The sequence below is a fragment of the bacterium genome (assembly GCA_024224155.1).
Taxonomy (GTDB): domain Bacteria; phylum Acidobacteriota; class Thermoanaerobaculia; order Multivoradales; family JAHEKO01; genus CALZIK01.
The window spans coordinates 1-12646 of the sequence record JAAENP010000037.1 but is presented as its reverse complement, the minus strand read 5'-3'; the positions used below and the strand labels follow the sequence as shown (position 1 = coordinate 12646).

General features: G+C 66.1%; 10 protein-coding genes. 6 read left to right on the top strand and 4 right to left on the bottom strand.

Translation table 11 applies throughout. The features are described 5' to 3' along the window. From GY769_02605 to thrC, 4 genes are all read left to right on the top strand, one after another. The coding region (locus GY769_02605; protein ID MCP4200811.1) for an ACT domain-containing protein at nt 1-1489 on the top strand (1489 nt) is incomplete at its 5' end. Next, entirely contained in the window at nt 1486-2577 is a 1092-nt protein-coding gene (gene asd / locus GY769_02600; protein MCP4200810.1) for an aspartate-semialdehyde dehydrogenase, read from the top strand. The genes GY769_02605 and asd, both read left to right, overlap by 4 nt. 28 nt (nt 2578-2605) lie before the next feature. Further along, on the top strand, nt 2606-3559 hold the full coding sequence (locus GY769_02595) for a homoserine kinase (protein ID MCP4200809.1): 954 nt from the start codon (nt 2606-2608) through the stop codon (nt 3557-3559). Between the two features lie 14 nt (nt 3560-3573). Next, entirely contained in the window at nt 3574-4869 is a 1296-nt protein-coding gene (gene thrC, locus GY769_02590; protein ID MCP4200808.1) for a threonine synthase, read from the top strand. 17 nt (nt 4870-4886) lie between these two features. On the opposite strand, the gene GY769_02585 is transcribed toward thrC, so the two are convergent. Together GY769_02585 and GY769_02580 are read right to left on the bottom strand one after the other, a co-directional pair. Continuing rightward, complete coding sequence (locus GY769_02585; GenBank protein MCP4200807.1) at nt 4887-6092, bottom strand: S8 family peptidase; 1206 nt, start codon at nt 6090-6092, stop codon at nt 4887-4889. Nucleotides 6093-6352: 260 nt separating this feature from the next. Beyond that, nucleotides 6353-6715, bottom strand: a complete 363-nt coding sequence (locus GY769_02580) for a hypothetical protein (GenBank protein MCP4200806.1) — start codon at nt 6713-6715, stop codon at nt 6353-6355. A gap of 265 nt (nt 6716-6980) precedes the next feature. Here GY769_02580 and GY769_02575 point away from each other — a divergent pair, with 265 nt between their 5' ends. Beyond that, nucleotides 6981-7916, top strand: a complete 936-nt coding sequence (locus tag GY769_02575) for a nucleoside phosphorylase (GenBank protein MCP4200805.1) — start codon at nt 6981-6983, stop codon at nt 7914-7916. Between the two features lie 206 nt (nt 7917-8122). Here GY769_02575 and GY769_02570 read toward each other — a convergent pair whose 3' ends face one another. Both GY769_02570 and GY769_02565 read right to left on the bottom strand, forming a co-directional pair. Continuing rightward, on the bottom strand, nt 8123-9640 hold the full coding sequence (locus GY769_02570; protein MCP4200804.1) for a tetratricopeptide repeat protein: 1518 nt from the start codon (nt 9638-9640) through the stop codon (nt 8123-8125). A 153-nt stretch (nt 9641-9793) separates the two neighbouring features. After that, nucleotides 9794-11086 carry a pyridoxal phosphate-dependent aminotransferase gene (locus tag GY769_02565; protein MCP4200803.1) on the bottom strand — a complete coding sequence of 431 codons (1293 nt, stop codon included), beginning with the start codon at nt 11084-11086 and terminating at the stop codon, nt 9794-9796. Nucleotides 11087-11479: 393 nt separating this feature from the next. Here GY769_02565 and GY769_02560 point away from each other — a divergent pair. Then, nucleotides 11480-12646: M4 family metallopeptidase (locus GY769_02560; protein MCP4200802.1), on the top strand; the 1167-nt coding region annotated here is incomplete at its 3' end.

Genomic DNA, 12646 nt, shown 5'->3' with positions numbered 1-12646 from the left:
GGGGGACGGCATGGTCGGCGTCCCGGGGGTCGCGATGAGGCTCTTCGGCGCCCTCGCCCGGCGCGGAGTGAGCGTCATTCTGATCACCCAGGGCTCGAGTGAACACTCCATCTGCTTCGCCGTCGCGCCGGAGGATCTGGGAGAAGCCTGGCAGGCCGTCGAGGTCGAGTTCGAGATCGACCGGCGGGCCGGAGACATCGATGAGCTCAAGGTGGAGGACGATGTTGCCGTGGTCGCGGTGGTCGGAGCGGCCATGTGCCAGCGCCCCGGAATTGCCGGTCGCCTGTTTTCGATTCTGGGCGAGCGCGGCGTCAACGTGCGGGCGATAGCCCAGGGCTCATCCGAGCTCAACATCTCGCTGGTGGTCAAGAGCGAGGACGAAGCCCGCGCGGTGCGAGCGATTCACCAGGCGTTTTTCGAGCGGCCAACCGCGAGCCTATTTGTCGCCGGGGTCGGGGGCGTCGGTGGCGCTCTGATCGCGCAGCTGGCGGTGCGGCCGGGAATCGAGGAGGCTCTGCCCTGGTGCTTGCGGCTCGATGGCGTCGCCGACAGCAAGGGAGCGCTCGTCGATGCGAAGGGAATCGAGCCGCACGTCGCTCGTGAGCGGCTGCAAGAAGAGCGCGGAGAGGGCGGTTCGAGCGAGCTGATCGAGGCGGCGCTGGCCAGCCCCTCGGCGCTTCGCATCTTCGTCGATTGCACCGCCTCGGACGACATGGCCGAGGCGTACGAGCGGCTTCTGAAGGGCGGGGTGACGGTGGTCACCGCCAACAAGAAACCCTTGGCAGGCGAGATGAGCCAGTTTCGAAGGTTGACCGGGCTTGGACGGGCGGGCCTCTACCACGAAGCCACCGTAGGCGCTGGCCTGCCGGTGGTGCGGACGCTGGCGGATCTTCTGGCCACGGGCGACGAGCTGATTCGTGTCGAGGGTGTGCTCTCCGGCACCGCGAGCTTCTTGACCGGAGAGCTCGCGCGCGGTGAGACCTTCAGTGCCGCCGTCATCAGCGCCGGAGAGCTCGGCTACACGGAGCCCGATCCGCGCGAAGACCTATCGGGCGAGGACGTGGCGCGCAAGCTCCTGATCCTCTTGCGCTTGGCCGGCAACGAGGCCGAGCGCGGCGACCTCGAGGTCGAGGCCTGGATACCGGCCGAACCGTGGGGCACCATGGCGTCCGAGGAATTCAGCCGCAGGCTGGCGGAGCTCGATCCCGAGTTCGAAGGTCGGCAGGAACGAGCGGCCGGCGACGGCTCACGCCTTGCGTACCTGGCGTCGTGGGACGGCTCGAGCGGCCGTGTGGCTCTGAGCGAGATCGCCCCGGAGCACCCCTGCTTCGATCTGGCGGCCGGCGAGAATCTGGTTGCCATTACCACCCGCCGCTATGCCAAGATGCCGCTCGTCTTGCGCGGGCCGGGAGCCGGTCCGGGGGTCACGGCCGCAGGTGTCTTTGCCGATATTCTACGAGCGGTGGCCGAACGAGGAACGCGAATATGAAACCAAACCCGAGACACAGAGACGAGAGGATTCCGGTAGCGGTTCTGGGAGCCACCGGCAGCGTCGGGCAGCGCTTTGCCGCGCTGCTAGCCGATCACCCCTGGTTTCGGGTGGCGGTGCTCGCGGCTTCGGAGCGCTCGGTCGGACGCCCCTACCGGCAGGCGGTGCGTTGGGTCCAGCCGGCGCCGATCCCGGAAGCGCTGGCCGACATGCCGATCGTGCCCTGCGAGCCGCAGGCGGCGAGCGGTTGCCGATTGGCATTCTCGTCTCTGGACGACAACGTCGCCGGCGAGCTCGAGTCCGAGTTCGCGGCCGCCGGATTCCTGGTCGTCTCGAACGCCAAGAATCATCGCATGCACCCGCTGGTGCCGCTCCTCGTTCCCGAGATCAACGCCGAGCACCTGGATCTCGCCGAGCGGCAGGAGTTCGGCGCGGGCAGAATCCTCACCAATCCGAACTGCTCGACCATCGGTCTGGTTCTGGCGCTCAAGCCGTTGGTCGACGCTTTTGGTGTCGATCAGGCACACGTGGTGACCATGCAGGCGCTGTCCGGAGCCGGAGTGCCCGGCGTTCCGGGAATGCAGGTGCCCGACAACATCATCCCGCTGATCTCGGGTGAGGAGGAGAAGATCGAGTCCGAGTCGCGGAAGATCCTGGGGAGCCTGGGCGCTGAGGGGATTGACGGCTACGATCTCTCGGTGAGCGCCCAGTGCAACCGGGTCGCGGTCAGCGACGGCCACACCGGCTGTGTCTCGGTCAAGCTCGGTCGCGAGGCTTCTGAGGAAGAGCTGATCGACGCGTGGCGTGGGTTCGAGGGCGAGCCCCAGCGGCTCGGGCTGCCCTCGGCCCCGACGCCGCCGATCCACTACCTGGAGGAGCCCGACGCGCCGCAGCCCCGGCTGCATCGCGATCTGGGCGCAGGCATGGCGATCAGCGTCGGTCGCCTCCGGCCCTGTCCGCTGCTCGACTACAAATTCGTGACGCTGTCCCACAACACGGTCCGCGGCGCCGCCGGTGGGGCGGTGCTGGTGGCCGAGCTGGCGGTCGAGCGGGGCTGGCTCGAAGGTGAGACGAGCGGGGCAGGCTGAAGCCGTGGCCGAGGTCTCCCGTGCTTGGGTGCGCGCCTTTGCTCCCGCGAGCGTTTCCAACATCACCTGCGGATTCGATCTGCTCGGCTTTGCGGTCGAGAGTTGGGGGGACATTGTCGAGGCTCGCGCGACGCCCGAGCCGGGCGTGCATTTGAGAAAGATCACCGGCGACGGTGGCCGGCTGCCGACCGAGGCGCGGGAGAACACCGCCGGGGTCGCCGCTCTCGAGCTGCTCGCGGCCGAAGGGAACGCCGCGTCCTCGGGGGGCGTCGAGCTTCGCCTCCACAAGGGCCTGCCACTCGCCAGCGGCCTCGGCTCGAGCGCGGCCAGCGGCGTCGCCGCGGCGGTGGCGGTGAACGAGGCCCTGAGACTCGACGCCGGCGTGGATCGGCTCCTGGCCGCGGCGGTGGAAGGCGAGCGGGTGGCCTGCGGCACGCCCCATCCCGACAACGCCGCGCCGTCACTCTGCGGCGGCTTACTACTGGCGCGACCCGGAGTTCCCACGGTGGTCACCCAACTGCGCGTTCCCGGAGGGCTTACCTGCGTTCTTCTTCATCCCCACTGCGAAGTGGCGACCGAGATGGCACGCGCGGCCTTGCCGGCCACGGTTCCGCTGAGCACCCTGGTCCTTCAGGCCGGAAACCTGGCCGCACTGGTGGCGGGGCTCCTGAACGAAGACTACGATCTGATCGCGAGCGCCATGGTCGATCAGGTGGCGGAGCCCGTACGAGCCGCGATGACGCCCGGGTTCGAGGCCGTGCGGCATGCAGCCCTCGCCGCCGGTGCCCTGGGCTGCGGCCTTTCCGGCTCGGGGCCAACCCTCTTTGCCTGGGCGCGAAGTAGAGAAGAGGCGGCCGGGCTCGAAGCCGTGATGCTCACGGCCCTTCACGACGAGGCGGGCCTCGATGGCGACACCCTGATCTCGCCGGTCGGTGCCCCAGGTGCGCGGATTCTCACGGGCGACGAGCCCGAAAAGGAGTAGGGCCGAGAAGCGACATGAGATTCGTGAGCACCCGGGGCGAGTGCCCATCCGCAAGCCTCGAAGAGGCGCTTCTCGCGGGCCTGGCCCCGGACGGCGGCCTGTTCATGCCCGAAGAGACTCCGCGGCTGCCGGCGTCGTTCTTCGAGTGGCTTCCGGGACATCCGTTGGTCGAGATCGCCGATCGAGTCGCGGCGGCGTACCTGGGCGAAATGGCAGAGGACGAGCGGCGGGCTCTGATCGAGGATGCGCTCGATTTCGAGATCCCGTTGGTCGAGGTCGGCGAGGGTCTCCATGTGCTCGAGCTCTTCCACGGCCCGACGCTGGCCTTCAAGGACGTCGGCGCGAGGTTCATGGCTCGCCTCATGGCCCGCTCGATCCGCGAGCGGCCGCAGCGACTCACGGTGCTGGTCGCAACCTCGGGAGACACCGGCAGCGCGGTAGCCCACGCGTTCTACGGGCTCGAGGGAATCCGGGTGGCGATCCTCTATCCCGAGGGCAAGGTGAGCAGGCTTCAGGAGAAGCAGTTCACGACCCTCGGCGGCAACGTGCGGGCACTTGCGGTCGATGGCGATTTCGACGATTGCCAGCGGCTGGTCAAAGAGGCCTTCGGGATTCCCGGTCTTTGCCGCGAGCTCGGCCTGACTTCGGCCAACTCGATCAACGTGGCCCGGCTCCTGCCGCAGATGTTCTATTACTTCCATGCGGTCGGCCTGCTCGCCGCGGGAGCTCCACCGCCGGTCTTCTCAACGCCGAGCGGCAACTTCGGCAACCTGACCGCGGGGCTCATGGCCCGGGCCATGGGCCTGGCCGGTGGCGGATTCGTGGCGGCGACGAATGTCAACGACAGCGTGCCGCGTTATCTCGAAAGCGGCCGCTACCAGCCACGGCCGGCGCGAGCCACGATCTCGAACGCGATGGACGTCGGCGACCCCAGCAACTTCCAGCGCATGCTCTGGCTGTTTGACGGAGATCTCGAGCGCATGCGCGAGGTCGTCACCGGCAGCCGCTCCAACGACGAGGAGACCCGCGCGGCGATTCGCGATGTGTATGCGGAGCGAGGCTACGTGCTCGATCCGCACACGGCGGTCGGATACCTCGGCCTGCGCCGGAGAATAGCGACCCTGGGTGAAGCGGTCCCCGGAATTGTCCTGGCGACCGCCCACCCGGCCAAGTTCCGCGAAGAGATCGAAGCGACGCTCGGCATTCGAGTCGAGCTCCCCGAACGACTGGCGCGCTGCCTCGAGCTACCCAGGGAATCGATCCGTATCGCGCCACGGCTCGAGGCGCTCGAGGCCTGCCTGCGCGCTTGAGCTTCGACTCTCTCCTTTCACTCCGGACCCACGTAGAGCAGCCGGTCGGGGGTGCCGTCGAGATCCTGCACGACTCCGGGAGTCGCGTTGTCGATGACGCAGTCGAAGAGAGCTGTCGGGTCGGCGGTGCCGAGCCGCTCCGCGCACAGCGCCATGGCGCCGGCGACGTGGGGACTGGCCATGGAAGTGCCCGACCAGCGGAGTAGCTCGCCGCGCCGGCCGACGCTGGTGATGCCGTCTCCGGGAGCGCAGATATCCGCGCACCGACCCTTGTTGGAGAAGTCGGCTCGACGATCGTTCTCAGAGGTCGCGCAAACCGTGACCGCCTGGACCCCCCGAGCCGGCGAGTGTTTGCAGGCGCTCTCGTTGTCGTTGCCGGCGGCGACGGCAAAGCCGAATCCGTCGCTCCAGGCTTGGCAGACCGCGCGATCGAGGTCATCGGACGGTGAGCCGCCCAGGCTCATGTTTCCCAGAGCCATCCAGCCGTTGGCAGTGGCGTGATTGGCGGCCCAATCGATGCCTTCGATCACATCGGCGTCCGCGCCGGAGCCGGCCATCAGGACGCGAACCGCGTGGATCGTTGAACCTTTGGCGACTCCGTATCGTCGATCGGCGACGGTTCCGGCGACGTGAGAGCCGTGATCATGATCGTCGTTGCAGGAGCCGCCGACGGCCGAGTAGCACTCTCCCATCGCGTAGTCGAAGCCCCCGATTGCCTTGCCGGTGTCGATGACGTAGACGTGGACACCGGCGCCCGACTCGCCGGGCTCGTATGAGCCGTCAAGGGGACGGTTGCGCTGGTCGATTCGGTCCAGTCCCCACGAACTGACCCTCCCAGGCGCGGCATCGAGCGGGCCGACGGTAACTTCCTCGCACTCCGAAACCGCCAGCCCGCCGGCAGCCATCGCCCGTGCCTGGGCCTTGGTCATCCCGGCTCTGAAGCCGTTCACGATTCGGAGCGGCGTGACGTCCGTGACTCCGAAATCGAGGGCTCGTTGTCGTGAATAGTCGCCGAAGGCCTGGAGGCTCTCGAGACCTCGCGTCTGGCTCGCGGCGAAGAAGACTTTGTAGCAACCCTCGACGGGTCTGCGCGCTTTCAGGATCTCGCCGGTAGGCGCGGGCGGGCTCTCGCAATCAAAGGGCACATCCGGCTTCGGCGGTGGGCAGCTCGCGCCCAGGCTCAACAGACCGAGTAGCGCGATTAGCGGAGCGTGGCGTCTCATGGGACCTCCTTTCACTCCCCCACGGAATGGATCTGCCCCGGATTCTAGCTCCTTTGGATCGGCAGGGCGATAGCGGAACCTCGAGGGTACTACCCCAAAGGGTGTTGTTGGCCGGACACCGCGCTGCTAGGCAGGGATGTGACCGAGATGGGGCGCCCGGGCGGGACAATTGCGATGCCCTTTGGCATGCCCGGCAGAGTATGGTCGCGCCTCTAGGCGCCCCGTCCTGAGTCGAAAAAGGAGGCCGAAGGCCCGGCGGGTCAGGATCCGACGCGAACCTTGCGCCCGGGCTTGGCGATCTTCCACTCGCCGCAGCGGGTGATCTTTCGCTTCTCGGCGCCGGCCTTGACGGCCACTCCGCACCAGCACACGTTGGAATCCGCCGAGGAGACAACCTGGCTCTGTTTGGGCTCGAGAGTGATGTTCTCGCTGGTGGGCATCTCGCTGCATTCGCCATCGGCGCCGTAGGCCACCAGAATCTCCTGAATGAATCTGCCCTTGTTCTGAAACGTTACATTCTCCCCTTTCGCCGAGGCGGGGGCCTCTGTAAACAGCCCGACCGTGAAAACGGCAAGAACGAGAGTAAAAGCCAGAGCGCTGGAGGTCAGAGTTTTCCGTCGCATGGTTAAGTCTCCTTTCTGTTGCCTAGAGATACGGTTCGATGGTCCGAAAGGTTGCAGAGCTTGAGTGATTGCCATCGAAGACGTGCGAGACTGGCGCGGTGAATCTTCTTGGAGGGAAAGTCATGCCGAAGCCATTGATCTCGACCTTCACCTCGGTCTGGAGGCAGGAGGCGCCCGGGGTCTGGAAAATCGTCCTCGACAAGGGCAATCCGGTCTGCCCCGAGCAGCAGGCCGCGCAGCCGGCTCCCGCGGACTAGGTGGAGCTTTGTCCGAACGGTCCCAGATCGTCACCCGTGACGGCCGGCTCTACCACCTCGGAGTCGCACCCGATGAGGTCGGGCGTAGCGTTTTCCTCGTCGGAGACCCGGCGCGTGCCTACAAGGTCGCGGCTCGGTTCGACACGATTGAGCACGAGGTCAAGAACCGCGAGTTCGTAACGCTCAGCGGCAAGGTTCGGGGCTTGTCGATGACGGTCATCGGTACCGGCATCGGTACCGACAATGTCGAGATCGCGATGATCGAGCTCCACGCGGCCCATGCCTTGGATCTCGAGACCGCTTTGCCGAGAGCGGGAGGAGAGGCGCTGGACATTATTCGGATCGGGACTTCCGGTGGCGTGCAGCCGGATGTAGCCGCGGGCACCCTCTGTGTCGCCGAGTATGCGTTGGGGCTGGACAGCACCGGGGTGTTCTACGAGTCGCCACCCGCGGACGTGAACGTCGTCGAGATCGAGCAGGAGGCGCGGCGTTTGCTCGACGAGGCGGTGGGCTCCGGGTCTCGATTCCGCGGTCGGCTCGGGGTCTATGCATCGAAGGCGAACCCCGAGGTGCATGAGCTCTTGAAACGTTGTGCGGGAGACGGCCGGATGCCGAGCGAATCGGGCATCACGGTGTCGGCGCCCGGGTTCTACGGTCCTTCGAGCCGCAGGATCGCCGGCCTCGTCAATACGGTTCCGGACATCAAGGGAGCTCTTGCGAGGCTCTCGGTCAAGGGGCTTAGGGTGCTCAACATGGAGATGGAGTCGAGCCTCCTGTTTCACCTGGCCGGCGCGCTCGGACATCGGGCCGGAACGATATGCCCGGCGATCAGCCAACCGGGCAGCCACGCCTCCGTGGTCGACTACGATGCGTGCATCGAAGCCGCGATTACCGTTGCCCTAGAGGCCGCCCTCGAGCTCCGAGACACCGCCGCCCAAGCCTAACTCCTAGCTCTTCGAGACTATCCCTTTCGCCGGTCGCCGCGCCGCCGATCCTCTCCGCTTCGGGTCGGGCCTTTACGACGGTCCACCTCGACCGGAACATCGGCGATCCGCCGGTCGGCCTTGCGCCGTTCCTCGCCGGATCGGGTGGGTATTCCGCTGCGTCGCTCGGTAGTGGGGTCTCGGTCCTCGGCGCTCATTCCTGTCCCCTAGGCCGCGGCTCTCGCCTTGGCGTCCTTGTGGACCAGGGCAAAGCCGACGGAGTTGAAATTCCAGTTGCCGACCTCGCCGAAGAGCTTTTTCGCCTCTTCCGTGTTGCCGAGCGCTTCTTCCGCGAGTGCCAGTTGATACCGAATGAACATGTTGTTCTTGTAGTTGGCCTGGCGCAGGTGCTGGGCGGCCGTCTCGTGGTCGCCCTCGCTCAGCGCCGCCATGCCGAGCACGTAATGGGCCGGCTCCATCTTGCGCGGGTTATCGTCCTCGGCGACCAGCTCTTCGATCTTGCCGGCATGAATGGCGGCCGCGTCACCGTCGCCCTGGTACGCTGCCAGGAGGCCGTCCCAGAGATGGCAGACGGATTCCTGCAGCCGGCGGGCGTCATCGGTACCGACGTCTTCCGCAATCGCCATGCGCAGCTCGTTGCCCTTGGCCACCGATTTCGCCGCTCGGTCGAGAAGACCGGCGTGCATTGCCGCGGTGGCGTGGCTGTTCAGGGCGAAGATCTTGAGGCCCTTGACCTGATCGGCGGGCGTGCCCATGGCCTCGATGTTCTCCGCCAGCTCTTCCATCTCTGCCAGGGCCGCGGGAATGTCGCCGGCATGAATCCCGGTGTACGTCTTGTAGACGGCGTAGGCGGCCTTGTTTTCGGCGGGAGCCGCCGCAACCCCGGCGTCGTAGGCTTCCCGGGCGGCTTCGATGTTGCCCAGGAAGGAGTTGACGTGGCCTTTCTTGTGCTGGGCCACGGCCAGCGAGGCGTCGACCTCGGTGGCCTTTTCATAGGCGCCGAGAGCTCCTTCGAGATCCAGCTGCGCGCGTCGGATGTCGCCCATGAGCTCCCAGCCTTTGGCCTCGTCCGGGAAGGCCGCCAGCGTCTTCTGGGCCCACTCTTCGGCTTTGGTGAAATCCTTCGGTTCTCCGAAGAGATAATTATTGGCGATCCCAAAGAGGGCACCGGGAGAATCCGCATCGAGCCGCAAGGCGGCCCCCATCGCGGCCCGGGCGCCTTCGTTGTCGTTCTGTCCGCCGAGAAGTCCGGCCAGAATCAGGTGCGCGCGGGGGCTATTCGGATGGCTCTCGGCCAACTGCCGGCCCAGCTCGACGCCTTTTTCCGTGTCGTTGGTCAAGAAGGTACGGTTGATCTCGACCATCATCTTCTCGCCTTCGCTGGCATTGGTCAGGTGCTCGGAGGCCATGTCGAGGCAGGTCTGGAACTCCTTGAACGACAGCGCGGTATTCGACTGGTTGAAGTGTGCCCGCACGAATCCCGGGTCCTCCGCGATCGCGGCCTGGAACTTGGCTCGGGCCTCTACGCCGCGGCCGACATCAAGTAGGTACTCCCCCTCCTCGAACAGGGCCCTCGCGGCGTCCGAGTTGGTCGTAATCGGAATCTCCTCAACCATGACGGCGGCGGTTTCTGCGACTTCTTCTGTCGCCGGAGGCGCACAGCCAACGGTCATGGCCAGGATTGCGACGGCTAGAACAGCGGTCGGGAAACGGAGTTTCTGCATGGACTTCCTCCTTCTCGGACTCTTAGGGTGGGTGGATTCGACCCGCGAACAGGGGAATCCGGACGCGTAATGGAATACACAATACCACTACGGAGAACGTCCGCCGGCGTTTTCGTCTTCGAGGCCCAGTCACGGTTCGGCCAGAGCTTGTTCCTACGAGGAACGCCCTGACGGCGTATCGCGAATCAGCTGTTCTATCCGGTCGAGGCCCTCGCCGATCTCGCCGGCCGTGGGGCCGAACGACAGCCTCAGGTGCTGGCGAAAGCGCGAGTGGCGGCCCGCTCTTCGCCGGCCGGGGTTGACGTCGAAAAACACCCCCGGCACCGTAATCACGCGACGCTCGAGGGCGGCGCGAAAGAAGGCCATGCCTTCGGAAATCGGCTCGGGCAGCTCCCTGAGTGAAACGAAGACGTAGAACGTGCCGTCGGGTTCCCGGTCCACGATCAGCCCCATCGCTCGAGCGCGCTCTAGCATCAGCTCGCGCTTGGGACGGAACGAGGCTTCGATGGCGCGCGCTTCGGCCGCCACTCGATCCGGGGCGAGCAGGTCCGTCGCCGCCCGCTGCAGGGGCTTCGAGCCGCCCCCGTCGAGAAACGAACCGGCGCTTTCGACCGCGGCGATGACCGGCCGGGGCGCGACCGTCCAGGTCACGCGCCATCCAGGGTAGCGCCAGTTCTTGGTAAAGCCGTCCAGGATCACGACCGGGTCCCGGTCGACATCCTCGACGTAGCGAGCGGCGCTGACCGTCGGGCCCGGCTCTCCGGGGCCGAGGTTCCAGATGTAGTGGGAGTAGAACTCATCGAGGATCAGCGAGCAGTCCAGCCGGCGGCCGACGCCGACCCAGTCGGCGAGCTCGGTGCCCGAGATCAGCTTGCCCATGGGGTTGCACGGGTTCGAGATCAGCAGCGCTCCCAGACCCCGTCCCAGGACCTCTCGCTCGAGGTCTTCGGGGGTAAAGGCGTAGTCACGCTCGCGGCTGAGGAGAATAGGAATCGGGGTCACCAGCCGGAAGATGTCGAGCAGCTCTTCGTAGGCGGTGTAGTCGGGCAGAAAGTGTCCCAGGTTGACGTGCCCGAGCGAGGCCACGGCGCGGGTCAGGCCGGCGCGTCCACCGCCTGAGATCGATACGTTCTCGGCCGTGTATTGCGACGGCATACCGCGCCGGTAGAGCTGGTTGTAGAGCGAGGCCACTGCCTCGCGCAGCTCCCACAGGCCCGGGACGGGAGCGTAGTCGTGATCCGCGGGATCGATCGAGATCGATACCGCGCGCTCGGGTGCGCCTTCGAGCGACCCGGTCTCGGGCTGCCCCTGTCCGAGGTTCGACCAGTCGGGATGACCGGACCGGTAACCGAGCGCCTTGGCCTCGTTGGTGACGTAGATCACCCCGGTGCGCGGCACGCGGCGGAACGCCTGCAGGGTGTCGGCGGGCTTGGCTGGATCTGACATGGCGGTAGTCTGCCATCAACTGCTCCGGTTTTGCCCCGGCTTTTCGGCGAGTCTCCGAAAGTGGGGAGGATCGCCCTGGAGAACCTCCGGTTCTTGCTCAGGCTGCTGGTGACGCCCTTTCATTCGTTTGGATCTGTAAGTGTATTCTTTGCAGATAGATAGACAGTTCGAAACGCTCGGATCGGTGCGGCCCCTTGTCATGGATGAATGGCACGCGCCGTGCTATGAGGAGTCGCGGTCACCAGTGCGCGCGCTCGTTTCGGGACCTTGCCATCCTCCAGGAGCTGAAGAGCGCAAGGTATTGCGTTCTGGATCGAGGGATAGAATGCCCTTTCGAAACAGCGACTAGCCAGAATGCGTGTTCGCCCCGGAGACCAGGAAAGGACCCTTGCCATGACATCTTCGATCCACATGAGCCCGGTTTCGCCGGCATCGTCGCTACTCCTCGCGGTTCTTGCTCTCCTGGTGGCCGCGGCTCCGACGTCGGCTCAGGGTCCGAAGCCGTTCGTGGAAGACACGCTGACCACCCTCGAAGCAGCGGTCGGCAGCCCGGTTCGGGCAACGGTGTCACCGAAGACCGGCTTGGTGACCTTTCTGTCTTTCGCCGAGCACCAGCGGACCTTGGGCAAGCTGCCGGGAACCGCCCCGGCCGAACAGCGAGCCCGGGCCTTTCTGGCCGCCTACGGCGCGGCGTTCGGAGCGAGCGGTGCCGATCAGATGTCCTTGAAGCGAGTGACCGGCGCCGACGAGGTCGGAATGGAGCACGTCCGGTTTCGTCAGACCCATCAGGGCGTGCCGATCACGGGCGGCGAGCTCACCGTCCACCTGCGGGGCTCGGCGGTGGTGGCGGTGAACGCCAAGACGCTTTCCGACCTGGACACGGTCGACACGACGCCGTTGGTGTCGGCGGCCGAGGCGGCGGTCCTGGCGGCCGATGCCCTGGCACAGGGGCTCGGCGTGACCGACGCGACGCTCAGCGAGCCGAGGCTCGAGCTGCTGAACAAGGGGCATCTCGGCGGTCGCGGCTTCGCGACCGGGCTCGCCTGGTTCATCGAGGCTCGGAAGATCGATCTGCGCGAGTACATCTGGATCGATGCGCTCGCCGGCAAGGTCGTTCTTCAGTTCAGCCAGTTGACTGACGCGAAAGACCGCGAGATCTACGACACCAATAGCACTTCGACGCTCCCTGGAACGCTGGTCCGCAGCGAAGGCGGGGCGGTCACCGGAGATCCCGATGCCGACGCCGCCTACGACTATTCCGGTGACACCTACGACTACTTTTTCAACGAGCACGGCCGCGACAGCTACGACGGCGCCGGGGCCACGATCATCTCGACCGTAGAGTATTGCTCGCCGACCTCGTGCCCCCTTGCCAACGCCTTCTGGAACGGCACCCAGATGGTCTATGGCGCCGGCTTTTCGTTGGCCGACGACGTCGACGCCCACGAGCTGACTCATGCGGTCACCGAGCGCACCGCCAACCTCTTCTACTACATGCAGTCAGGGGCACTCAACGAGTCCTTCTCGGACATATTCGGGGAGGCTATGGATTTTGGGAAT